A 24,152-nucleotide genomic window follows, 5' to 3' on the forward strand; every position below is an offset into this window, starting at 1 on the left:
CGGTTGCCCTCCCCGTATTTCGATAGGAGCCTTGATGGACGCCCGTCTAGCCGTTCGCCGTAAGCCCGAGTTCCGCAATGAGGAAGCTACGCTGCTGTCCTCGATCGGCCAGGACGGCGAGGTGGCAATCTACTATCTCTACGATGCTTTCGATGCGACGGAGGAGGATCTTGTCGCGCTGCGTGAGTCGGTAGTTGCTGATTCGCGTGTCGACGAGCTGGTCGAGCTCCCGGCCCCCGCCGAGCTGGGGAACTACCTTGCTGTCGAGCCGCTTCCTGGCCAGTACGACCAGCGTGCCGATGCCGCCGAGCAGGCCCTGCGCCTGCTCCGCCCGGAAACGCAGGCGCAGATCACCTCGGCAACGCTGTATGTTTTCGATGCTCCGGTGAATGACGCCGTGCGCTCCTTCCTCATCAACCCGGTCGAATCGGGGGAGAAGAACCTGAGCGTCCTGCGCCGTCCGAGCATGGGCGAGATTGAGCCGCTGAAGGAGTACCCGGGCTTCACCGAGCTGGATGACGAAGGCCTGGCCGAGCTGCTCGCAGCCGACGGCATGGCCATGTCGCTGGCCGACCTGAAGACCATCCAGGATTACTTCCGCTCCGAGGGCCGCACTCCGACCGAGGTAGAGCTGTCCGCGCTGGATACCTACTGGTCGGACCACTGCCGCCACACCACCTTCAACACCGAGCTGACCTCCATCGAGAACAACGAGCCGCGCTTTGCCGCGCAGTTGGATCGCGCGCTGCGTCGCTACGACGAGCTGCGTGAGCTCAACGGTCGCACGCACAAGCCACGCTCCTTGATGGACATGGGCACCATCATGGGCCGCGAACTGCGTCGCACGGGTGTCATGGATGACCAGGAAGTCTCCGAAGAAATCAACGCCTGCTCCGTCTACGTCGACGTCGAGGGCGATGACCGCAAGTGGCTCCTTATGTTCAAGAACGAGACCCACAACCACCCGACCGAGATCGAACCGTTCGGTGGCGCCTCGACCTGTCTCGGTGGCGCAATCCGCGACCCGCTGTCGGGTCGCTCGTGGGTCTACCAGGCCATGCGTCTGTCCGGCGCAGGTGACATCAACACTCCGCGCGAGCAGACCCTCGAGGGCAAGCTGCCGCAGCGCGATATTTCCTCCCGCGCCGCAGCCGGCTACTCCTCCTACGGCAACCAGATCGGTCTGGCCACCACTGGTGTGCGTGAGCTGGTCCACCCGGGATACGTCGCTAAGCGAATGGAACTCGGTGCCGTCGTCGCCGCTGCCCCGGCAGACAACGTCAAGCGCCTCGAACCTGCGCCGGGCGATGTGGTGATTATGCTCGGTGGCCGCACCGGCCGTGACGGCGTCGGCGGTGCGACCGGCTCGTCGAAGGCTCACGATGAGGACTCGCTGGGCCGCTCCGGTGCCGAGGTGCAGAAGGGTAACCCGGTCAACGAGCGCAAGATTCAGCGCCTGTTCCGCCGCGAGGATGTCGCTACCAAGATTGTCCGCTGTAATGACTTCGGCGCTGGTGGCGTGTCCGTTGCGGTCGGTGAGCTGGCTGACTCCATCGACATTCACCTCGAGCGCGTGCCGCTGAAGTACGCCGGTCTGAATGCCCGCGAGATTGCAATTTCCGAGTCCCAGGAGCGCATGGCGCTGGTCGTGCGCCCGGAGGATGCGGACTTCATCATCGCCGCCGCTGCCGAAGAAAACATCGAGGCCGTCGCGCTGGCCGACATCACCGATACCGGTCGACTGCGCATGTTCATGGGCGACGAGGTTGTCTTCGACCTCTCCCGTGAGTTCATCGACACCAACGGCGCCGACCGCGCCCAGAACGTCGAGATGGTTGCTGCGGAGGGCGGCGTCGTAAAGCAGGCTCCGACGAGCGTACTGGAGTCGCTGCGTGCGGCGACGGCGGGCTCCCAGGAGGGCATGATCGAGCAGTTCGACTCGACCGTCGGCCGCTCCACCGTGCTCATGCCGTACGGCGGTGCGACGCAGAAGACCGACGAGCAGGCGTCGATCCAGACGCTGCCGGTCGATGGCGGCACGAGCACCGCGTCCATCATGACCTGGGGTTACTCGCCATCGCTTGCCGACGAGTCCCCGTACCTCATGGGTTCCTACTCCGTCGTGGAGGCACTGGCTAAGCTCGCAGCGGCCGGTGGCGATCCGCGCGGTGCCTGGCTGAGTGTGCAGGAGTACTTCCAGCGCCTGGACCAGGATCCGAAGCGGTGGGGCGAGGTCGCGCAGGCTCTGCTTGGCCTGCTGGAGGCTCAGGATGGCTTCCAGGTTGCGGCTATTGGCGGTAAGGACTCCATGTCCGGCACTTACGGCGAGGACCTGCACGTGCCGGCGACCCTGGTGACCTTTGCGGTCGCTGCAATGGACGAGACCGACGCTGTCTCTGCCGCAATCCCGGCCGGTAACTTCGACCTCTACCTGTTTGCGCACAAGCCGCTCGAGTCCGGGGAACCGAACTACGAGCAGCTCAACGAACTGTTTGCTGCCGTGCGGGAGCTGCGCCCGGCTGCGGCCTCGGCTGTTACTAACGCGGATCTGGCTGCGACCCTGGTCAACATGGCTGTGGGCAATGGCGTGGGCCTGGAGGCATCCCTTCCGGAGGCTCCGCTGGGTTCCATTGTGGTGGCTGTTCCGGCTGGTCAGGATGTTGAGGGTGCTGTTGAGGGTGCTGTGAAGATCGGTGCCACCGACGAGTCGGGCACGCTGCGCTTCGGTGAGGAGTCCTTCACTGTCGCCGAGGCTCTGGAGGCAATGGAGTCCGGTTACCGTGAGGTCTTCCCGCTCAATGACTACGAGGGCGAGGCCCTGCCGGAGTTCGCTAACCAGGTCAGCGAGACCAAGACTGACCTGCAGAGCCCGGGCAAGAAGGATGTCCACGTGTTGCTGCCGGTCTTCCCGGGTACCAACTCCGAGTACGACATGGCCGAGGCATTCGTCGCTGCTGGCGCTACCTACGAGTTCCACGTAATCCGCAACCTGACCCCGGCAATGCTGGCGGAGGACACGAAGGCGTTCATCGAGAAGCTTCAGGACTCCGACATCCTGGCATTCTCCGGTGGCTTCTCCCTGGGTGATGAGCCGGACGGGTCCGCCAAGTTCATCGCCGCGTTCCTGCGTTCCGACGATGTCGCAGCCGCCGTCAAGGAGTTCGTGGCCGACAACGGTCTTGTGCTCGGTATTTGTAACGGTTTCCAGGCGCTGGTCAAGTCCGGCTTCCTGCCGTACGGCGACCCTGCGCAGCTCCGCGAGGACTCGCCGACCCTGGCCCACAACCGCCAGCTGCGTCACGTGTCCCGCATCGCCACCACTCGCGTCGCGACCGTGAATTCCCCGTGGCTGCGCGGTTTCGAGCCAGGCCAGACCCACTTCATGCCGGTTTCTCACGGTGAGGGCCGTTTCGTGGTTTCCGAGGACGAGGCTCGCCGCCTGTTCGAGGCCGGTCAGGTCGCTTTCCAGTACGTCGATGCCGACGGCGTGCCGACGATGACAGCGCCAGCCAACCCGAACGGTTCTTCCTACGCCATTGAGGGCATTGTCAGTGCTGACGGCAGGATTCTGGGCAAGATGGGTCACCCTGAGCGTTTCCGCGAGGGCTTGATGCGCAACATTCCGGGTATTGGTGAGCAGGACATCTTTGGCAACGCTGTCCGCTGGGTCCGCGGCGAGTAGTTCCTCGGTTTCTCCGTTACCTCGGTCAGGGGTACCTCGGTCGGTCCTGTTCGGATAGGCCGGGGTAACCGCTACGAAACCTGTTGTTAATGTGCAACGAATATGTACTTGAATAAGTGCCGAAAAGGTTGCTTGAACAGGCGATTTTGTAAAACTTAGCAGGATGAGTAAAGTATCTATTCGTTGCAGGGGCCGAGGGAATTACCCCAGAGTCGCTGAATAACAACAAAATGCGCCCGTAGCTCAACGGATAGAGCATCTGACTACGGATCAGAAGGTTAGGGGTTCGAATCCCTTCGGGCGCACAACGCAGACCCGCACCGGTAAGGTGCGGGTCTTTTTGTCTGCCCGACTTATCGATGGTTTTCCGGCACTTATGCGCGCGGTATTGGCTCTGCCTGCGCTCATATCGATGAGCTATTCACTTGTGGCCAGGCTATACCTCATCGATATGTGAATACCTCATCGACAAGTGAATACCGCCCACGAGCCATCCATGAGCCCGTCCACCCGCAAGCCGCCCACGATCCACCCACGAGCCACCCGCACCCGAATCCCCAAAACCCCAACCCCCAGCGCCTCAGTATTCGAAGCATCTCAAACTCGCAATATCCGCCTAACGGTCTAGACTGTGGAACCATGATTCGTACTGAGTCCATTCTTGACCTTGCTACCGTAGCCTCGGGGCAGTCCCACGCCGACGCCCTACAGGGCTCCATCGATTTGGCGCAGACAGCGGAAAAGGTTGGTTATCAGCGTATTTGGTACGCAGAGCACCACAATATGAACTCCATCGCGTCCTCGTCGCCGGCAGTTCTTATCGCAGCCGTGGCTGCAAAAACCGAGAGCATCACCCTCGGCTCCGGCGGCGTCATGCTGCCGAATCATGCACCGCTGACGGTCGCGGAACAGTTCGGCACGCTCGCGAATCTGTACCCGGATCGCATCGAGCTGGGGCTTGGTCGCGCGCCGGGCACGGACCAGGCCACGATGCGCGCGCTGCGTCGTGACCCGCGTTCGTCCGATTCCTTCCCGCAGGATGTGCAGGAGCTGCGCGGTTACCTCTCCGACGAGTCGCTGATCAAGGGCATCAACGCGATTCCAGGCCGCGGCACCCATGTGCCGCTGTACATCCTGGGCTCCTCGCTCTTTGGTGCTCAACTCGCAGCGGCGCTCGGCTTGCCGTACGCGTTTGCTTCGCACTTCGCTCCGGACGCGCTTCGCGATGCCATCGCGGTCTACCGCGAGCAGTTCCAGCCTTCTGAGCAGCTGGATAAGCCGTACGCTTTTGCGGCCATGAATGTGATTGCGTCGGAAAGCGAAGAGGACGCGCAGCAGCAGTACTTCGCTACCCGCAGGAACATGGTCAGGCGGTTCCTGAGTCGCGGTGGGCATCACCTCACTGACGATGAGGCGGAGATTCTGATGGATACCCCGCAGGGGCGTCAGGTGCAAAATATGTTCCGTCACACGGCGGTCGGCACGGTGGCGCAGGTGCGTGAGCAGATTGCGCAGTTCGGTGAGTACTCGACGGCGGATGAGCTGATTGTGGCTCATCAATCGCTGAAGGTTCCTGACCGGCTGCGTTCGGTGGAGCTCACCGCGGAGGCCGCGGGGCTGACGGCGTAAGGCTCCAGGCCCCGACCCCCGAGGCGCGCGGCCTTAAACTGACCCGCTTACTCCACTGCAGCCAGCGGCAGCGACTTTTCGCTGGCAATCTGCATGATTTCGGCGTTGGTGCGCTCGCGGAGGAAATCCGCAAGCTCCTCGCGGTTGCTCGCGCGTGTGGCCTCGGTCAGGGCGGCGGCAAAGTGCGGCTCCAGCGCTGCCACGGCCACGTAGCCGTCGGCGCTGGGGTAGAGGCCGTACGTCCACAGGCCGCCACCGAGTAGTCCGCCGGGCGCCGTCATGCCGTACTTCAGCGGCGCGGCACCGGCCTCACCCGCCTGCTTCAGGCCAATGCGGCAGTGCAGTCCAGGCTGCTTTACGACGTCCGCCCCAGCACCCGCCCGCTTAATCAACCCGGCAAGGGCAGCGGTGACCGCAAAGTGTGCACCCAGGATGTCGCCCAACAGCACCGGCGGCATGGCCGGGGGCGTGAGGGTTCCGGCCTCCGCCTGATAGGTCAGGTCATGGCCAGGTGTTTCCGGAGCGTCGGTGTCACCGACAATGTCGATATGCACCGGCCCATTCGGGCGCTCGTGGAGCCCCGCCAGCCCCATGCGTTCCAGCGCGGAGGGGCGAACCGAGGTGATGGCCACATCGGCCTCATCAATCAGCGAGCTCAGCTGTGCGCGGCCCTCATCGCTCTTCAGGTCCGCCTGGATAATCTCGTGACCTGCGGACATAGCTTCATACCAGGGGCGGCCGAAGGAACCGAGCGGGTCGCCTGTGGGTGGTTCGACCTTAATTACCCGGGCACCTAGCTGGCCCAAATGCTGGGCGGCCAGTGGTCCCGGAACGTTAATGGCGAAGTTGACGACAGTGATGCCTGCGAGGCTGGTGTGCAGCTCGGGGGAAAACATAGTTCCACACTAGAACACATCTACCTGCCCGCCGACGCTTTCGGCCAACTTCAACTGGTTGATCCAGTCGCCCTCGCCGACGCGCAGTCGGAAAATCGGGCGGTGAGCGGGGCGGGCCTCGTAGCGGACACGGGCAATCTGACCGGTTTTGGCCAGGTCCATAGCGGTTCCCTCGGTGGCCAACTGGGTGCGCGCGGCGGTGAGGCGCTCGATGACGTCGTCAAGCGCGGCGAGCACTGGTTCGGTGTTGTTCTCGCACCAGGACATGACCATGTCGGGAGCAGCGGCGGCGACGCGAGTGCAGTCGCGGAAAGAGCCGGCCGCCAGCGAAATGGCCAGAGGACCACCGGCTTCACCGGCGGCGGCAATTGCGTAGGCTGCCAGGTGTGGCATGTGGGAGATGCGGGCGACGCTAGCATCGTGGTGGTCGCTCAGCGCTGGAATGAGCTGACTGCCAAGAGCTGCTCCCAAGTTGGCGACCTGCGAAAAGACCTCAATCCAGCGCTCCGGGACGGGCTCGCCCGCAGCGTCGGCAGCGGCTGCCAGGTCGTAGGTGATGACCCAGGGGGCGCCGTCGAAAAGCCCTTCGAGCGTGGCGGACCAGCCCGCCTGCGCGGAACCGGCCATCGGGTGCGCGCCGACGAAGCGTTCCTCCATCCCGCGTGCGGCGACCTCGGCGGCGACGGCCGCCTTCACGGAGACGACATCCGTGATGCCGCAGCTGGGGGCGTGCTCGTTGATGGCGTCGAGCATTGTGCCGACGACTGTCATGGGGGTGCCGATCACGATGAGTGCGCCGCTGGCCTCAGCGCGTTCGAGAGTGGCCTGAAGATCCGTGCTGGCATCGAATCCCTCCTTCGTGGCTTCCTCGACCGTCGCGGACGAGCGATTCCAACCGAAGCATTCGACGTTATGGGCCCGCAGATCGCGCATCATGGAGCCACCGATGAGGCCCAAACCGAGGATGCATACCGCGGGTAGTTGTGCAGCTGACAGGGAGGACGAAGCAGGGGAGGGGGACTCGAAATTGCTCACCTGACAAGCATGACATACAGCGACTAGCGTTGTGGGTTATGAGCACGACCTTTTCCGGAGGGTACACCTCCGATGACGACCGCTCGTTCGCGGTTGCCGTAACTATGGGTGAGCGCGGTTGGCGCGTCGTCGACCTTGGCGATGGCGCCACCGATTCGCTCGCTGACGCTGCACAGGCGCTGCGCAATCTGCGTTCGGAACGCGCTGCTGTCGGAATGCTCAATATCGACGACGACTACTTTATTCTCGTGCGCCAGGGCGTCGGGTCGCTGCGCGTTGTGCTTTCCGACGCTACCGCTGCCGTCACCGATGACATTGCGGCAGATGTGTTTGACGAGCTGGATCTGGATATCCCCGACCTCGACGAGGACGAGCTCGACGATGTCGACGCCTGGGCTGAAGGAGACATGGATATCCTCGCTGACCTGGGATGTTCGGAGGAAGCCCTGGAATCCATCTGTGACGATCAGTCGCTGTGGGCGTCCGAGCAGCTTCTGGCCATTGCCGAGGAACTGGGGTGCGCCGAGGAGCTGGCCGATGTTGCCGACTTGGATTACGACGGCGACGATGATGACTTCGACCCCTATGACGACTAGCTCTGACAAAGGTCATCTGGCCGGGCGGCCAAGCGCGCTACCCCGTCGAAAACAGGACATTCTCGACGAAGAGTGGATGCGCCTGGCTATTGCCGAAGCTGCTCACACGGCACCCGGGGATGTGCCGGTGGGAGCTGTGGTCGTGGATGCCGAGGGCAAGGTTGTGGGCCGGGGTTCAAACCGTCGGGAAGCTGATGGTGACCCGCTTGCCCACGCCGAAGTTATTGCGTTGCGCGAGGCCACCCGCGTCGTTGGTGACGGCTGGCGGCTGGAGCAGTGCACGTTGGTCGTGACGCTGGAGCCGTGCGTGATGTGCGCCGGCGCGTGCGTCATGGGGCGCGTGGGGCGCGTGGTCTTCGGCGCGTGGTCGCCCAAGACCGGCGCGTGCGGCTCTATCGCCGATGTCATCCGCGATCCCGCCCACGCATTCACGCCGCAGGTGCGCGGGGGTGTGCTTGCCGACGAATGCTCCGTTTACCTGCGGGAATTCTTCGAACGGCAACGGCAGTTGGAAGCGTGAGCGGGGTCACAGTTAGGTCACAATTCCCGTCGTGGCTGTGACGGGCCTTCATTTTCACGTACCGTCGGAACTGGTGGAGCTGCTAGACGGTGGCTCTAGAGAATAGATAAGTCGTTTACATAGGAGGCTTACATAATGAGCGAGCTGCAGAACAAGGCCGACGAGCTGGGCGGCAAGGTTAAGGAAGCTGCTGGCGACGCCGTTGGCAACGACGACCTGGCAAACCAGGGCAAGGGCGAGCAGGCTGCTTCGAAGGTCAAGCAGGGTGCTGAGGACCTGAAGGACAAGGCCACTGAGACCCTGGGCAAGCTGACTGACAAGTAGAGCGCTTAGTTCTCGGGTAGAGGTAACCCCAACCGTCTCCGCTTCTGATATGCGGAGGCGGTTGGGGTTCTTTGTGTTTCGATGGCCGGCTGCCAGCGTTGGGGCTGGTTACAGCTTCTGGGCCACCAGGTCATCCAGTGGTTCGGCGGACAGTAGGTACGGGGCGATCTCGAAGACGGTACGGGCACCGGTCTCGCCGGCCTGCTTCAGGCGGTAGGCAGCGCGACCGTAGGCAACCTGGACAGCTGCGGTGAAGTCGGGGTTGCGCTCCAGGTCGAGGCCGAACTCGATGACGTGACCGGACGTACCGGCCTGGCCGCGGGTAATGACCTGACCACCGTGCGGCATGCCCTGGTGGTCGCGGTCGAACTCCTCCTCGGAGATGAAGTCCACGATGGTCTCGTAAGGGGCAAAGTAATCCGGCATGGTCACGATGGTTTCGCGGATCTGCTCCTTGAGCTTGGCGTCCTCGTCGGCGTTGCCGGTCTCTTCAGCGACGACGAAGCAGTGGCGCAGGTGGCATTCGTTGCCCTTCAGGTCTGCGCCCTCGCCCTTCTTCACGGCCTCGATAGCTTCCGGGTTCGGCTTGGTGTACTGGACACCCTTCTTCACTCCCGGCACACGACGCACGGCATCGGAGTGGCCCTGCGACAGACCCGGTCCCCAGAAGGTCATCTGGTCTGCGCCCGGCAGGATAGCAGCGCCCAGGACGCGGTTCAGGGAGAACAGGCCCGGATCCCAGCCGGTCGAGATCATGGCGATGTTGTCACCTTCGCGGGCGGCGGCGTCCATGGCCGCGCGGTGCTTCGGAATCTCGTGGTGGTTGTCGTAGGTGTCGACCGTCGTAAAGTTCTTTGCCAGCTCAGGAGCCTGCTCCGGGACATCGGTGGCCGAGCCGAGGCACACGAACAGCACGTCTACCTCGTCCTTGTACTTTTCGACATCCGCCGCCGGGAGTACGCGGGCCTCAGTGTCCAGCGAATCGCGACGGGAGAAAACGCCGACGAGTTCCATGTCCGGCTGGTCAGCGATGACCTTTTCGACGCTGCGGCCCAAATTGCCGTAGCCGATGATGGCGGAACGAATCATGAGGGAGAACCCTTTCTGTGTGGCTGTACTTCTGTGTTTAAGTTTCTAGATTTCAAGCTACAGACTATTCCTTCATATCTCAGCGGGTGTTGGCCGCCCCGAATAGTGCGGTGGAGGGTTGACGGGCTTGGGGTGGCGCAGGTTGTAGTGCGCCGAGAGCGGCTTAGCGAAGGCCTGGGCGCCCTGACCTGGGGATTTGGTAGATAAAGGGGCTACCTGTAACGTTTTCTAGCGGTGACGTGTCCGAGCGGCCGAAGGTGAAGCACTCGAAATGCTTTGTGCGGTAACCCCGTACCGAGGGTTCAAATCCCTCCGTCACCGCCAATAAAACCCCCGGTGGTTCCTTTAATTAGGAGCCCCGGGGGTTCTGCATTTAATCGGCCCTGATTGTCTGGGTGTGGTGGAGGTGTGGGAGGTGTCCGTCGTAAAGCGGCAAATGGTGAGGCGTCCGACCTGGAGCACCTAAATCACAAAATTAACATCAGTAACACACACCCCATTGTTCACGTTTATCCGGGAAGTCCGCTACTCTTAGCAAAAGTATTTCCGGTTTTTATGTCGTGCCCGCCCCCAGTGACCGCGTCAGCGCCAGAGTTGATGTTGGCCAATCCGGGGTGGTCGCTAGCATCGGAGTAGCGAAGAGGCTTCAAACTGCAGGTGAAGTCCGAGGGAGTGCTTGGGTAGCGCGAACTTGGGGAAGCTGCAGTTGGGGGCGGTCCAGGCGAATATTAGACGTAAGGGAAACTTGACATGGCAAAGGCCTTGTTCAAACTCGGCAGGTTCTCCTACCTGCATAAATGGACTGTGATCATCGCGTGGTTCCTGATTTTGGCGGGGCTGGGCGGTGCAGTTGCCGCATTCCAGAAGGGGTTCATCGACCAGTTCTCGATCCCCGGCATGCCGTCGGCAACGGCTTCACACGTGATTGAGGAAAAGTTCCCCGATGTTCCGAACCCAATTCGAGAGCAGCGTATTTATGTCGCCTTCGAGGCCCCCGAGGGGCAGAGGCTCGATGACCCACAGAATAAAGAAGCTGTTGACCAGGTCATTAACGGCATCCGCGACAATGTCGGCCAAATCGCCGACGATTTGCAACTTCACAACCCGGTAGACCTCAATCCGAAGATGCAGGCGATGGTCAAGGAACAGGGCATGGCCGCCGGCCTGCCCAAGGATGTCGCCGAGGCCGATGCCAATGCCATGCGTACCGTGTCCGATGACGGTCGCTACGGTATTTCCACCTTCGTATTCGATGCCAAGATGCCGCAGGACATCGAGCCGGAGAATATGCAGGCGCTTCTCGACGCGATGCAGGCCGGTCGTGACGCAGGTATCAAGGTCGAGGCTTCTGGCCCGGGCATGCAGCCCGCGATTGAGGTAGCTCCGACCTCGGAGATTATCGGTGTGACCGTGGCGTTTATCGTGCTGGTTGTCACCTTCGGCTCTCTGGTGGCTTCGTTCTTGCCTATTGTGACGGCGGTAGTGGGCATCATCATCGGTGTCTTTGGTGTGACATTGATGACCGCATTCACTGACGTCAACTCGATTACCCCGGTGCTTGCCGTCATGTTCGGCCTGGCTGTCGGTATTGACTACGCACTGTTCATCCTCTCTCGCTACAGGGCAGAAAGAGCCCGAGGGATGACCAACGAAGACGCCATCGGCATGGCTACCGGTACGGCGGGCTCCGCTGTGGTTTTCGCTGGCCTCACTGTGATCGTTGCGTTGGCAGCGCTGACGGTTGCCAAGGTGCCGTTCATGTCCCTGATGGGTATTTCGGCGGCAATCACGGTGGCCTTCACAGTGCTGGTCTCTCTGACCCTGCTGCCGGCAGTTATGTCTCTGCTGGGCGACAAGGTCTTCGCTGGTCGCGTGCCCGGTGTTGCCGGCAACCCCTCGCGTAATGCGCGCAAGGGACGCCGCTCTTCCTTCTTCGGCGAGATGACGATGGGGCGCCGTTGGGTCACCTTCGTGCACAAGGCCCCAGGGTTGTTCCTGGTCGGCTGTATCGTCTTGCTGTTGGCGTTGGCCTACCCGGCCATGCACTTGAAGCTGGCGCTGCCGTCGGACTCTACTGCGGCGAAGGACAGCACGAACCGCAAGGCCATCACCATGATTGAAGAGGGCTTCGGCGCGGGACGTAATTCACAGCTCATCATTATTGCCAAGTCGGATGATGTGAAGCCCGACGCACCGGTGCTCAAACCACTTATCGAGTCCCTGAAACAGACCAACCCGGAACTCTCTGACATCGAGGCCGCCCGTAAGGCTTCCTATAGCTACGCTGTCGACCAGTTCAAATCCAATGTCGGTGTCGAGCACATCCAGATGATTGGCATGAATCATGACGGCACTGCGGTCAAGATGATTATGACCCCGAAGTCGGGTCCGCTCGATCCTGCGACCAAGCAGCTGATGAACGCGGTGCGCGATCAGCAGAAGCAGATTGAGCAAACCACCGGCCTATTCACCGGTGTCACTGGCCTGGTTCCTATCGAAATTGACATCACCGACCGTCTCCAGGGCGCAATGCCGCTCTACTTGGGCGTTGTCGTGGGGCTGGCAGTGATCCTGCTGCTGATGATTTTCCGTTCCCTGATGGTGCCGGTGACTGCTGGCGTGGGCTTCTTGCTCTCTGTCGCAGCCGCATTCGGTGTCACGGTGGCATTTTTCCAGGATGGCCTCTGGGGTGTGATTAGCACTCCGGGGCCGCTGGTCAGCTTTGTGCCAATCTTCCTCATTGGTGTGACGTTCGGTTTGGCCATGGACTATCAGGTCTTCCTGGTTTCCCGCATGCGCGAGCATTACACCCACAACAAGGGTGAATCCTCGCCAGAGTCGAAGTACAACGCGGTCGAAGAATCGGTCGTTGAAGGCTTTACTCTCGGCGCTCGTGTGGTCACGGCCGCTGCGATTATTATGATCTCCGTCTTCGCGGCGTTCGCCGGGCAACCCCTGGCGATTATCAAGGTATTCGGTTTCGCGCTGGGTGCCGCAGTGCTTTTCGACGCCTTCGTTATCCGCATGACCTTCATCCCGGCAGCCATGTTCCTGCTTGGCCGCGCTACCTGGTACATGCCGAAGTGGCTGGACAAGGTGTTGCCTTCTGTGGATGTCGAAGGCTCTGCCCTGGAAGAGGTTTCCGAGGAGCTGGTGGAGAAGGGCCGCCGCGAGCGTATGGCTCGCGGTGAGTCCCTGTTGCCCGAAAGCGAAGGCGCTGGGCGTGGCTTTGGCGACGTTGACGCTGACGCTGACGAGGACGAAACAGACAGTGCCGATGGTGAAGTCGGTGCTGGCGCGGCAGGTGCAGCGGGCGCGGCCGCTGCAACGGGCGCAGCTGGTGGTACTGCTGTGGCTGTCGTGACCAAGAAGCGTAACCGCTGGATTCCGAAGCGGAAGAAGGCAAAGCTGAAGGAGCCCGAACCCGCTGACCAGTCCGAGCATGCCGAACAGTCCGCGCGCACTGAGCAGGCCGAACTGTCCGCTCCGACGGCGCCAGCTGAGCCAGAGCAGCCGGCACAGCCAGAGCAGGCGGAGCAGGCAGAGTCGACCGAACCGACCGAACAGCTCATGCAGCCCGAACCAGCTGAATCAACCGACGCCCAGCCGAACCCGGAAAATGCCAAGGACATCGAGGTCCGCCCGTACTACAGCCCGGCTCGTAAGCGGAAGAAGATCACGGTTGCGGAACTGATGAGGCGCGAAGGACTCGAAGAGGAAGCGCCACGTCGTAGCCGCGCCGTGTGGGACCCGGAAAACGCGGCCCAACCCGAGGAAAACGACAGCGCTGAGTAACTCGCGAATAGCGCCCAGGTAACCTCAAGGCATTAGCACTGGACCACAACCAAGGAGCTTCATGTCGCAGTCGAGGACGACGGGCTTTGACGTCGTAAAGCAAATCGAAGGCGCGCGCGGACGTGCTGGCACCATCCACACCCCGCATGGCGATATTGCTACGCCGGCGTTCATTCCGGTCGGCACGAAGGCGACCGTGAAGACGCTCACGCCAGAGCAGGTGCGGTCCACGGGCGCGCAGGCGATGCTGTCGAATGCGTACCACCTGTACCTGCAGCCCGGCGAGGAAATCGTCGACCAGGCCGGCGGGTTGGCAAAGTTCTCCAACTGGAACGGCCCGACATTCACCGACTCCGGCGGATTCCAGGTGCTCAGCCTCGGCGCGGGCTTTAAAAAGACCCTTGCGATGGACGTCACCGGCATGCAGAAGGATGACATCGTCGCCGAGGGCAAAGAGCGCAACGCGTTCGTCGACGAGGACGGCGTGACTTTCCGCTCGCACATCGACGGCTCCGAGCACCGCTTCACGCCGGAGGTGTCCATGCGTATTCAGCACGCGCTGGGCGCCGACATCATGATGGCGTTCGACGAGCTCACCACGCTGATGAACACCCGCGGCTACCAGGAGGCATCCGTCGAGCGCACGCACCGCTGGGCGCGCCGTTGCCTGGAGGCTCACAACGAGCTGACGATTTCGCGCGGTCAGGTCGATGCGCATGTTCATTCGCTTGACGACGGCCAGTTGCCCATCCAGCAGTTATTCGGTGTCGTGCAGGGTGCGCAGTACGAAGACCTGCGCCGCAAGGCCGCCCGCGGGCTGGTGGAGCTCTCCCGCGAGTTCGAGGATGCCGGCCAGCTGGGCTTCCACGGCTATGGCATTGGTGGGGCGATTGAGAAGCAGAATCTGGGCCTGATCTGCGGTTGGGTCAACGACGAGCTTCCCGACGACCGCGCCCGCCACCTGCTGGGGATTTCCGAGCCGGACGATATTTTTGCCGCTGTCGAGGCCGGTGCCGACACCTTTGACTGCGTGGCTCCGACGAGGCTTGCCCGCCGTGGTGGTGTGTACACGCTCGATGGCCGGATGACCTTGACGAATGCCCGCTTCAAGAACGACTTCCGCCCCGTGGATGCGGAGATGCCCTCCTACACTTCGCTGAATTATTCCCGGGCCTACCTGCATCATCTGTTGAAGGCCAAGGAGTACCTGGCTGGCACGCTGTGCACGATTCACAACCTGTTTTTCATGGTGCAGCTGGTGGAGAACATTCGCGCTGCGATCCTGGAGGACCGGTTCTTCGAGTATCGCGATGAGTTCATGGGCCGCTACTACGCCAACGGTGGCCGTGCGGTGGGGAATTAGGAGTCGGCTGGGGGCTGGGGTGTGCTGGGGAGTGCTTGGGTCGGTTGGGCTGTGGCTGGGCTGGGGCTAGGCTTCTGCCTTTTCGCACTTCACGACAGCCATGTCACCTCATGCCATCTGTGGAGATGGCATGAGGTGACACCAGTGGCGTGAAGTGGCAGGGAACACCCGAATCAGTCCAGTGGCGTGAAGTGACGGCTGGGCGGGCCCGGGGGGAAGCTCAAAACTAGACCTAGCTCTACTGCGCGAGGCAGTCTCAACCGGCATCATGGAGGGCATGATCACGGTTGAACGACTCAGCAAGAAGTACGGTTCGAAATTAGCCGTCGATGACCTGTCCTTCACCGTTCCCGACGGTGTCGTGACAGGTTTTCTCGGCCCAAATGGCTCCGGCAAGTCCACCACCATGCGCTGCATGCTGGGCCTCGATGCCCCGACCACGGGCCAGGCCTTGTTCACCGGAACGGATTCGCAGGGCAACACCTACAGCAACCAGCCCTTTTCCACGCTGAAGAATAAGCCCAGCGTCGCGGGCGCAATCCTGGATGCGACGTGGCACAACAAGGCTCGTTCGGGCCGTGCTCATCTGCGGGCCCTCGCCCGCGGCGCCGGCATCCCCGACACCCGTGTGGAGGAGTGCCTCGAGCAGGTCGGTATGACCGAGGCGGCGAAGGACAAGGTCGGCGGCTATTCGCTGGGTATGAAGCAGCGTCTGGGAGTGGCGGCGGCTCTGCTCGGCAAGCCGCAGCATCTGATCTTGGATGAGCCGGTCAACGGCTTGGACCCGGAAGGCGTCTCGTGGATGCGCCACACCATCAAGGCCCTGGCAGCACAGGGCTGCGCTGTTCTCGTGTCGTCGCACCTCCTTTCCGAGATGCAGCTCACCGCCGACCGCATTGTCGTCATCGGTCGCGGCCGCATGATCGGCGAGTACACCATGGACGAATTCCTCGCCGACGGCACGGTCGTCGAAGTTGAGGTCGATGATCCGGCTCGGCTGCTGCAGGCGTTGGGGCCGGTGGCGCGTGGGGTTGACGTCGATAAGCAATTGCGCATTCCGCTTTACGACGGCATCAGCGAGCAGCAACTCCGCCGCGACATCGCAGCCGCTGCCCTGCGTGAGGGGCTGCTGGTGACGCGGTTGAACACGAAGCGCGACAACCTAGAGGAAAAGTTCCTGGCTGCGACCCAGGAATCGCAGGAGTACCGCGCGCAGGCGATTGGGCAGTAGGGGAGTGACTGAGATGAGTTTTGGAAACGCTTTGCGGTCGGAATGGATGAAGCTAGCCAGCCTGCGCGGTACGTGGGTGTATGTGGTGCTGTTGGTCGGCTCGATAGCTGGGCCGATGGTGGCTTTCAGCATGGCGGCCGACGTTGGTGCGACAGCTGATTGGGAATTGCTGCTGTTGGGGACGGTGATCTTCAACATGATCGTGATTGCCTTTGGCGGCTCCACCCTGGCGGGTGAGTACAACGATCAGATGAATGCGCATGCGTTCTTGACGCAGGATCGAAGGAGTTTGTGGCTGGCCGCGCGGATGACGCTGACGCTTGTGTTGATTGCTGTCTGTTGGGTCATTGGTGTGGCGCTTGCTTGGTTATCGGTGACGGTTTCCCCGCGCGTGGAGTTCAAGGGCGGCGACGCTGCCACGGACATGCTCGCCGGAGTGCTTGGCTTTGTTGTGTTTGGGCTGATCGCGATGTCGCTGGGAGTGTTGACGCGCTCGCGCGTGGCCGCTGTCGCCATTCCGCTGGTGTGGATCCTGGTGGTGGAAAGCATGCTGGAGTTCGCGGCGCTCGCGTATGCGATTTTCCGGCCACTGTGGCTGGCCACGCCGGGTGCACGCATTCAGCAGTTGTCAACGCAGCTGGGCGGTCTGATGGCAAACCCGGAGAATCCACGCCTCGGGTTTGAGGCTGGGATGACGCAGCCGATGTGGTTCAACATCGTGGTGCTGGTGGCCTGGATCGTTGTGGCGGTTGGCGTTGCTCATTGGGTCAATGCCAAACGGGATGTGAAGTAAAAAGCAAAAAGTGCCGCGATTTCTCGCTTCTAAGGCGAGGTCGCGGCACTTTTTTCGTCGTTAAGCGGGAACGCGCGTGTCGTAGTAGCCTTCGCGGCGCTTGACCCACGCGATGACGGCGTAGGTGACTGGCATGACTACAATTTCGACGGCGGTCTTCCAGATGAAGCCGACGATGACATAGTTGACGAAGGTGCCCCAGGTGTCGATGCCGATCGCGGTGGCGGCGATGGAGCAGAAGATGAGCGTATCGACGAACTCGCCGACCACAGTCGAGCCCATCAGGCGCGCCCAGAGGGCCTTTTCGCCCGTGCGCTTCTTAATGGCGTTGAGCGACCAGGCGTTGAGCAGCTGGCCGACGACATAACCGGCCAGACCTGCGAGAACAAGCTGCGGGACGGTGCCCAGGACGGTGGCGAATGCTTCCTGATTTTCGTACCACGGTGCCGCCGGGAGCTTGATGGCGGCAAAGAAGCAGAGCATTGCGCCGGCGAGGATGGCGAAACCGGTCCACACGGTGCGGCGGGTGGCTTTGTAGCCGTAGCACTCGGAAAGCACGTCGCCGATGACGTAGCTCAAGGGGAAGAGGAAGAAGGCACCGTCGGTGGCCAGGCCGAAGATTTCCACGCCCTTGGTGGCGGTGATGTTGGAGACAATCAGCACGCCAATGAAAATGGCCGTGAACATAGGGTACAGCGATTTCGGTACCGGGATGTGGCGTGGCGTGGTTGCTGTGGATTCGGACTTTACTGCGTTCTCGGGCGCGTGCGAGGTGCTCACAGCGGCAGCCTCGGCGTTGCCCGGCCCAGACTTGGGCAGGTTTTCGTTATTTGTCACGGGAGGGAATGTTACCTGCCGCTTAGGGCTCCAAGCGAGCGCCGATGAAGTCTTCGAGGCCGACTTTGCCTTTCATCCTCTAACTCCTGTGGGTTTGAGTCCGCAGGAGTTAGAGGATGAGCGGGTTTAATTATTTGTTTTCTTAGCTCCACGCTTACTGCGCATTCCATTAACAATAAATGTAAAACAGCTTACAATCAGGCTGCCAAGAGCGATTAAGCAGTAGAGCAGCGCGCGATCTGTCTTTGCCGTAATAGCTGCTGTACTCATAACGGCAGTCTGGTTAGCTAGTTTGCTCAATGTGTACATCCCATTTGCGATGCCCAGGAGACAGAGGAGGCTCACGACTAGTCCGATAATGGAAATCGATGCTAGCCAATTTACGCGCAAACGTGATGACATTGTTCTCCTCTAAAAGATCCGCTTACAAAAAGTCACGCATACATTAACCCTTGATTTTATTGAAAGGTCATGAATGCCTTTCGAGTAAAAGATGAATTTCCTCCAAGATGATTTGAGTTATTCAACCGGAAATCTTTCCCCAAGATTTCAACTATCATCTTGGGGTCTCGCTAACATATTCCTGTGACCAGTTCCCAACGGTTGACTAATTTCACTTTACCCACCGGCCGCTACGCCCCTTCGCCGACCGGTCGGCTGCACCTGGGAAACCTGCGCACCGCAGTTCTCGCCTGGGCGCACGCCCGCGCGCAGGGTGGCCGCTTCATCGTGCGTATCGAAGATATCGACCGCCAGCGCTCCCGCCCCGAGTATGAGGTGCAGCAGCTCGCCGATCTCGAGGCCATCGGCATCGACTGGGATGGCGCCCCGGTCCGCCAGTCAGAACGCTCTGACCTGTATGAATCCGCGCTCGCCGACCTCACGCAACGCGGCCTGACCTATCCCTGCTTCTGCACGCGCCGCGAAATCCTCGCCGCCTCCTCCGCGCCGCATGGCGTGCCAGGTCAGTATCCCGGCACGTGCCGTTCGCTTGACGACGAGCACCTCGCCGCGAAGAAAGCCGAATTTGCGGCGGCGGGGAGAAGACCGTCGATACGCCTGAAATCGCAGGTGACTGAGGGGACCGCGACCGATGAACTGTATGGCGAGATTACCGCCCCGATCGATGACTTTGTCCTCCAGCGTGCCGATGGCATGTGGGCCTACAACCTCGCAGTCGTCGTCGACGATGCCGAGCAGGGGGTGACCGAGGTCGTGCGTGGCGATGACCTGATGTCCTCCGCCCCGCGTCAGGCGTACTTGGCTGGTCTTTTGAGGTACGCGACGCCTTCCTTCGTGCACGTGCCTCTGGTGGTGAACTCTGAAGGGCGGCGGTTGTCCAAGCGTGATGGCGACGTGACTCTCGGCGAGGTGCCCGTGGATGCAGCGCAGCGGTGGATTCTGGATTCGCTCGGTGGCGGTGTTGGTAGCGATGGTGGCGGTAATACAGAGATCGACTCCATCGCTGACCTCCCGGAAGCCCTACGCGCGGGCATGAAAATTCCTCGCGAACAGGTGATTTTCTAGGGGCTGCCGAGAACTACGGCTAGTACATACGTTAGGGGCAAGAGTGCGAATGCAACTAGTGCCGCCACGATTGTCAAACCGTTTGCCCGGGCCTTCAGTGCTGCAAGAAAGCTAACCAGGCCGAATCCGAAGACTCCGACGGCGAGGGGGATTGTCCAGGCATCGGAGAGCGCAGTGCTGACGAAAAACAGTCCAATGTAGCAGGTCAAGGCTAAGAGAAGTGCAGCAACTGCAAAATTGCGGGAGCGGTTCATGATATGGGTCTTAGGATTCCGCTAGAGGATCTTTGCCACCTAATTTCATTTCGAAGCGTTTGTAATCCTCGAGGGATGCGAAGTGGCGAGAATAGATGTCGATGTCTGTATCGACGCGACCGTAAAGAGCGGGGGCGACATCGACGATGTGGCGCAACGTGACAGATCCTCCCGAGTGGGAAGGATCTTCTGGGGCTAATTCATTTTCGTGGGCTAATGCTTCGACCTGCGCGTATGCGGCGCTATCAGAATCGGCAAAGACAATGTATAAGTCCTCACGGAAGAAGCTCTCATTCGCCGAGGTTGAATCTCTTTGCTTTGTTAACTCAAAAACTGCAATTCCGATGTATGGTTCCATCTATTTTTCCGTTCTTCGATTGCCCCCTAGTTCAGTACGAATTTGAGGCTTTCTTACTGGACGCCACGTTTACTCGAATTGATAAACATTGGATTGTTGCTGAAACCTGCGCTTACCCTATCACTGCCGATACCCTCGGGACATGCCTACTCTTCTAGTCGTCCACCATTCCCCGACCCCGCTCCTGCAGGAGGTCTTAAGTCACGCGCTCGAGGGCGCCAACGATCCCGCGCTAGAGGGCGTGGATGTCAAGGTTGTCGAGGCTCTCGACGCCACCATTGACGACCTGACCAGCGCCGACGCCATCCTGCTCGGTACCTCCGCCAACTTCGGCTACATCTCCGGCGCGCTCAAGCACTTCTTCGACACCACCTTCCGGGAGGCACAGGAAGTTACCAAGGGGCTGCCATTTTCCTACTGGATCCGCGGCGGCTTCGACACCACCGGCGCGGAAAACGCCATGAAAACCATCACGACCGGCTACAAGTGGGAGCTTGCGGCCGAACCCGTCGTGTTCGTCGGTTCGCTTGACGACGACATCTCCGACCGCCTGGTAAATCTCGGTGGCACCATGGCTGCCCAAATTTTGGGCTGATTGAAGATTTAGTGTCGAGGCCGTGAAATAATGGCCGGGTGAATGATTCAGGGGCACAAGGGTCGCAAGTGACGTCATCAAGCGAGAAAAACCGCAAGCCCATGATGAGTCTGCTGGGGCCTGCGTTTGTGGCGGCGATTGCCTACGTGGACCCCGGAAATGTGGCTGCGAACCTGTCTGCGGGCGCGAGCTACGGGTATCTGCTGCTGTGGGTGCTGGTCGTGTCCAACCTCATGGCGATGGTTGTGCAGTATCTGTCGGCGAAGTATGGCCTGGTGACGGGGCGGTCGCTGACCGAAGGCGTTGCCGACCGCTTCGGTTCGAACCGGCCGGGGCGGCTGGCGTACTGGGTGCAGGCCGAGATTGTGGCGGCAGCGACGGATGTGGCGGAAATTATTGGTGGCGCCACCGCGCTGTATCTGCTCTTCGGAACGCCGATGCTGCTCGGTGGTGTCATTGTCGGTGTGGTCTCGCTGGGGCTGTTGTTGCTTCAGGGTGGGCGTTCGCAACGCACTTTTGAGGGCGTGATTGTGGCGTTCCTGCTGGTCATTACGGTGGGGTTCCTGGCCGGGCTGTTTGTCACGGGCTTGAGCCTCGGGGAGATGGCCAACGGAATTCTGCCGCGCTTCCAGGGCGCGCACACCGTGGTGCTGGCGGCGTCCATGCTGGGCGCGACCGTGATGCCGCATGCGGTCTACCTGCACTCCGGGCTGGTGCGCGACCGCGAGTACAAGGTGGAAGATGACGCCTCGCTGCGCCAACACCTGCGTGCCACGCGTATCGATGTCTTCGGTGCGCTCGTGCTGGCCGGGTCGGTGAATATCGGCATGCTGTGTCTTGCGGCCGAAGCGCTCCCGGGGGTGGAGGGGACTGACTCTATCGAAGGCGCCCACGCCGCTGTGACCAGCGCACTTGGTCCCGTGGTGGGCATACTTTTCGGCGTTGGGCTGTTGGCCTCCGGGCTGGCGTCGTCCTCTGTCGGCTGCTACGCCGGCGACCTGATTATGCGTGACCTGTTGAAAGTGCACGTGCCGATGCTGGTGCGCCGCATAGTCACCATCATCCCGGCGCTGCTCATTATCGCCAGCGGCGTGGAGCCGACGTGGGCGCTGGTGCTCAGCCAGGTGGTGCTGTCGATTGGTATCCCGTTTGCGCTGGTTCCGCTGGTGCGCATGACCTCCTCGCATGCCGAGATGGGTATCTGGGCCAACACCCCGCTACTGCGCCGGGTCGCGTGGGTTATCTGCGGACTCATCATCGCGCTCAACGTGGCGCTGGTGGTTCTGGTGCTGATGGGGAAGGGGTAGTCAGCGGGCGAGGTGGAAGGCGGTAGCTTTCGGGAGTGGAAGGTGGGGGCTTCGTCGTAAAGCGTGCGGGAGATGGTAGACAAAGCTGTCTAGTTGGTGTTAGGGTGGGCGACACGATCACAAGATATCGACGAGAAATGGCCTTTGACAGCGTCGATAGGCAACCGCCCGATTCGCGGACCCGGTGCCCCAAAGGAAGATCAGCCCCACAGACCGCCTGCGGGGAAGAGCGAATAGGAGCGCAAAATGCACACCACAATAAGCGACGTCCACATCATCCACCTCAGCCGTCACACCGCTGACCTCCTCGTCGACGGCCGACCCGTCGCCATCCGGCTGCAAGAAGCCGACATCGCCCCCCACTCCCGGAATCTCGTCCAACTCCCCGTCGACCCCGCCTTCTACGCCACCCTCCGCGGCCAACAACGCGCCGACTACCTCAGCGCCCACGTCCGCGACGGCGTGCGCTACGGCCGCATCCTCTGGCACGAGCTTGACGACGGCCGCCACTTCCTCACCATCCCCACCATTGGCGGCTACCACGTGCACCAGGTCTTTGAGGTCCGCCGCAGCCGCGAAGGAGTGTGGAGCCGGCACTGAGCTTGGCTTGGTGGGCGCGGCGTGATGGACGTGGCGTTGCGTTGATGAGCGCGGCGCGGATGCGAACGGGAACCTCTCCACCTAGCCTTGGACTATGCAGGTACGAGACTCCGCAACACCCCCGTTCTGGCCCACCGAAGGCGAAGGTGACTTCTACACCGACGCCGCCGCAGCCGTCGACCGGCTCACCGAAATCCACCGAGCGGGAATGGCCTACCTAGTCGAGCAGTACACCGCCGCCACCGAAGGAAATTCCGGGAGTGGGCCGGTGCGCGCCTACTACCCCGAACTACGCTTCACCGTCCCGGCCGGCAGCGCCGTCGAGGATGTCGACCCCTCCCTGTCGCACGGCTTCGTCGACCGCCCGGGAGTGTATGCCACCACCATCACCCGCCCGGTGATGTTCCGCACCTACCTCATCGAGCAAATCAACGACCTGCTCGCCAATCACGGCGGCGAAGTCGAGGTGCGCGTCTCCGACCAGCCCATCCCACTCCGGATGTGCCGCGGCTTCGATGCGGCCGCCGAAGAAGCGGCGGGGAGGGAGGGGGCGTCGGCAAGCACGTTGGCGGCAGTGGAGAAGACATTCACCCCCATCGACTCCGCCTGCATCGACGACACCATCGCCGACGGCGAAGCCGACTACCTGGGCCTTCTCATCAAACCTTTGAGCCTCTTTACCGCCCAGCGCATCGACCTCGCCCTCCAGCGACTCGAGCATTACACCGGGTCGCACGCCGCCAACATCCAGCGCTTCGTGCTGTTCACCAACTACCAGCTGCACACGGACGTGTTCCTCGAATACGCCGCCACCCTCACTCCCGGAAATCCGCACGGGTACACGGCGCTGGCGTGCCCGGGTGGGCAGCGCTACGACATCGGCGCCATCCCCACTCCCGGAATTTGCCGCCAGCACGCGCACGCCTCGCAGATGCCGGCGTACCACTTGCTTCGCGACGACCAATGCGGCATCACCATCATCGACATCGGCGTCGGCCCCTCCAATGCCAAAACCATCACCGACTGCCTCGCCGTCACGCGCCCGCACTGCTGGATGATGGTCGGGCACTGCGCCGGCCTCGACGGTCGCATGCGCATCGGCGACATGATTCTCGCCAACGGTTACGACCGCGCCGACGGAGTCCTCGACAACTACGTGCCCCTGGAAAAGCCCATCCCACCGATTGCGGAAATTCAGCTCGCCGTCACCAACGCGCTCGCCCGCGTCTCCGGACTCACCGGCGATGAGCTGAAAAAGCGTCTGCGCACCGGCACCGTGCTGTCGACCTCCGACCGCAACTGGGAGTGGCGCTCTCAGGCCGACCTCTACCGAGAGCTGCAGAAATCCACCGCCATCGGCGTCGAAATGGAATCCGCCACCATCGCCGCCAACGGCTACCGCTTCCGCGTGCCCTACGGCGCGTTGCTCAGCGTCTCCGACATGCCGCTGCACGACAAACCCAAACTCCCGAAATCCGCCCGCGAGTTCTACCAGTCCTCCAAGGAAGAGCACCTCATGGCCGCCGTGCGCGCGTGCGAGGACATGGCCGCGGCTCCCGACACCCTCCACTCCCGGAAATTACGTCGGCCGGTGGGAGAGGTCGCGTTCCGGTAGGGCACTTTCGGGAGTGCGTCGTCAAGCCCGTTTGTGCAGATTGTGCATGCTTTACGACGGCTGTGGACAACGCCAAAAAGCGATTGAAGCCGCCCACTCCCGGAAA

The 24,152-nt window shown here is 61.6% G+C and carries 20 protein-coding genes, 2 tRNA genes and 1 riboswitch; of the genes, 16 read left to right on the plus strand and 6 right to left on the minus strand.

Annotation, left to right across the window (positions count from 1 at the left end; all coding sequences use genetic code 11):
- Positions 1–34: 34 nt before the first annotated feature.
- The 3 genes from CRD20_RS05775 (at position 35) to CRD20_RS05785 (ending at position 5,311) form a co-directional block, all read left to right on the plus strand.
- Complete coding sequence (locus tag CRD20_RS05775) at positions 35–3,682, plus strand: phosphoribosylformylglycinamidine synthase (protein ID WP_187405038.1); 3,648 nt, start codon at positions 35–37, stop codon at positions 3,680–3,682.
- A 232-nt stretch (positions 3,683–3,914) separates the two neighbouring features.
- Positions 3,915–3,987, plus strand: a tRNA-Arg gene (locus tag CRD20_RS05780).
- A 334-nt stretch (positions 3,988–4,321) separates the two neighbouring features.
- Positions 4,322–5,311: an LLM class flavin-dependent oxidoreductase gene (locus CRD20_RS05785; RefSeq protein ID WP_187405039.1), complete on the plus strand. Its 990-nt coding sequence runs from the start codon at positions 4,322–4,324 to the stop codon at positions 5,309–5,311.
- 47 nt (positions 5,312–5,358) lie between these two features.
- Here CRD20_RS05785 and CRD20_RS05790 read toward each other — a convergent pair whose 3' ends face one another.
- Both CRD20_RS05790 and CRD20_RS05795 read right to left on the minus strand, forming a co-directional pair.
- Positions 5,359–6,207 (minus strand): CoA transferase, encoded by an 849-nt coding sequence (locus CRD20_RS05790; protein WP_187405040.1) that lies wholly within the window; start codon positions 6,205–6,207, stop codon positions 5,359–5,361.
- A gap of 9 nt (positions 6,208–6,216) precedes the next feature.
- On the minus strand, positions 6,217–7,242 hold the full coding sequence (locus CRD20_RS05795; protein ID WP_187405041.1) for a prephenate dehydrogenase: 1,026 nt from the start codon (positions 7,240–7,242) through the stop codon (positions 6,217–6,219).
- A gap of 38 nt (positions 7,243–7,280) precedes the next feature.
- Between CRD20_RS05795 and CRD20_RS05800 the strand changes: the two genes are divergently transcribed.
- The 3 genes from CRD20_RS05800 (at position 7,281) to CRD20_RS05810 (ending at position 8,682) form a co-directional block, all read left to right on the plus strand.
- A complete protein-coding gene (locus CRD20_RS05800) occupies positions 7,281–7,838 on the plus strand; it encodes a tRNA adenosine deaminase-associated protein (RefSeq protein ID WP_187405042.1) in 558 nt (185 codons plus the stop codon).
- Positions 7,780–8,358, plus strand: coding sequence for a tRNA adenosine(34) deaminase TadA (gene tadA, locus CRD20_RS05805; RefSeq protein ID WP_370545991.1), 579 nt, complete (start codon positions 7,780–7,782; stop codon positions 8,356–8,358). Before CRD20_RS05800 ends, tadA begins: the two co-directional genes overlap by 59 nt.
- A gap of 135 nt (positions 8,359–8,493) precedes the next feature.
- Positions 8,494–8,682, plus strand: coding sequence for a CsbD family protein (locus CRD20_RS05810; RefSeq protein WP_005510930.1), 189 nt, complete (start codon positions 8,494–8,496; stop codon positions 8,680–8,682).
- A gap of 108 nt (positions 8,683–8,790) precedes the next feature.
- Here CRD20_RS05810 and CRD20_RS05815 read toward each other — a convergent pair whose 3' ends face one another.
- On the minus strand, positions 8,791–9,771 hold the full coding sequence (locus tag CRD20_RS05815) for a diaminopimelate dehydrogenase (RefSeq protein WP_070603636.1): 981 nt from the start codon (positions 9,769–9,771) through the stop codon (positions 8,791–8,793).
- Positions 9,772–10,004: 233 nt separating this feature from the next.
- Here CRD20_RS05815 and CRD20_RS05820 point away from each other — a divergent pair.
- From CRD20_RS05820 to CRD20_RS05840, 5 genes are all read left to right on the plus strand, one after another.
- A tRNA-Ser gene (locus CRD20_RS05820) sits at positions 10,005–10,095 on the plus strand.
- 426 nt (positions 10,096–10,521) lie between these two features.
- Positions 10,522–13,566, plus strand: a complete 3,045-nt coding sequence (locus CRD20_RS05825; RefSeq protein ID WP_187405043.1) for an MMPL family transporter — start codon at positions 10,522–10,524, stop codon at positions 13,564–13,566.
- Positions 13,567–13,627: 61 nt separating this feature from the next.
- A complete protein-coding gene (gene tgt / locus CRD20_RS05830) occupies positions 13,628–14,929 on the plus strand; it encodes a tRNA guanosine(34) transglycosylase Tgt (protein WP_187405044.1) in 1,302 nt (433 codons plus the stop codon).
- Positions 14,930–15,197: 268 nt separating this feature from the next.
- Positions 15,198–16,160 carry an ABC transporter ATP-binding protein gene (locus CRD20_RS05835; protein ID WP_187402556.1) on the plus strand — a complete coding sequence of 321 codons (963 nt, stop codon included), beginning with the start codon at positions 15,198–15,200 and terminating at the stop codon, positions 16,158–16,160.
- A gap of 13 nt (positions 16,161–16,173) precedes the next feature.
- A complete protein-coding gene (locus tag CRD20_RS05840) occupies positions 16,174–16,953 on the plus strand; it encodes an ABC transporter permease (RefSeq protein WP_187405045.1) in 780 nt (259 codons plus the stop codon).
- Between the two features lie 60 nt (positions 16,954–17,013).
- Here the strand turns inward: CRD20_RS05840 and CRD20_RS05845 are convergent, their stop codons facing one another.
- The gene (locus CRD20_RS05845; protein WP_187405046.1) at positions 17,014–17,790 is read right to left on the minus strand and encodes a queuosine precursor transporter; all 777 of its coding nucleotides are present in this window, start codon (positions 17,788–17,790) and stop codon (positions 17,014–17,016) included.
- A 126-nt stretch (positions 17,791–17,916) separates the two neighbouring features.
- The gene (locus tag CRD20_RS05850) at positions 17,917–18,060 is read right to left on the minus strand and encodes a hypothetical protein (protein ID WP_224784318.1); all 144 of its coding nucleotides are present in this window, start codon (positions 18,058–18,060) and stop codon (positions 17,917–17,919) included.
- Positions 18,061–18,375: 315 nt separating this feature from the next.
- Between CRD20_RS05850 and gluQRS the strand changes: the two genes are divergently transcribed.
- Positions 18,376–19,317, plus strand: coding sequence for a tRNA glutamyl-Q(34) synthetase GluQRS (gene gluQRS / locus CRD20_RS05855; RefSeq protein ID WP_187405047.1), 942 nt, complete (start codon positions 18,376–18,378; stop codon positions 19,315–19,317).
- A gap of 264 nt (positions 19,318–19,581) precedes the next feature.
- Here gluQRS and CRD20_RS05860 read toward each other — a convergent pair whose 3' ends face one another.
- A complete protein-coding gene (locus CRD20_RS05860; protein ID WP_016421859.1) occupies positions 19,582–19,929 on the minus strand; it encodes a DUF4288 domain-containing protein in 348 nt (115 codons plus the stop codon).
- Positions 19,930–20,071: 142 nt separating this feature from the next.
- On the opposite strand from CRD20_RS05860, the gene CRD20_RS05865 reads away from it, so the two are divergent.
- The 4 genes from CRD20_RS05865 (at position 20,072) to CRD20_RS05880 (ending at position 24,046) form a co-directional block, all read left to right on the plus strand.
- On the plus strand, positions 20,072–20,524 hold the full coding sequence (locus tag CRD20_RS05865; RefSeq protein ID WP_016421860.1) for a flavodoxin family protein: 453 nt from the start codon (positions 20,072–20,074) through the stop codon (positions 20,522–20,524).
- A 68-nt stretch (positions 20,525–20,592) separates the two neighbouring features.
- Positions 20,593–21,831 (plus strand): Nramp family divalent metal transporter, encoded by a 1,239-nt coding sequence (locus CRD20_RS05870; RefSeq protein WP_187405048.1) that lies wholly within the window; start codon positions 20,593–20,595, stop codon positions 21,829–21,831.
- Positions 21,832–21,946: 115 nt separating this feature from the next.
- A riboswitch (SAM riboswitch) is annotated at positions 21,947–22,067 on the plus strand.
- Between the two features lie 10 nt (positions 22,068–22,077).
- Complete coding sequence (locus tag CRD20_RS05875; protein WP_187405049.1) at positions 22,078–22,431, plus strand: hypothetical protein; 354 nt, start codon at positions 22,078–22,080, stop codon at positions 22,429–22,431.
- Positions 22,432–22,525: 94 nt separating this feature from the next.
- A complete protein-coding gene (locus CRD20_RS05880) occupies positions 22,526–24,046 on the plus strand; it encodes an AMP nucleosidase (protein WP_187405050.1) in 1,521 nt (506 codons plus the stop codon).
- Positions 24,047–24,152: the final 106 nt, after the last annotated feature.

Source organism: Corynebacterium sp. LK33, assembly GCF_014334955.1.
GTDB classification, from domain to species: Bacteria; Actinomycetota; Actinomycetes; order Mycobacteriales; family Mycobacteriaceae; genus Corynebacterium; species Corynebacterium jeikeium_D.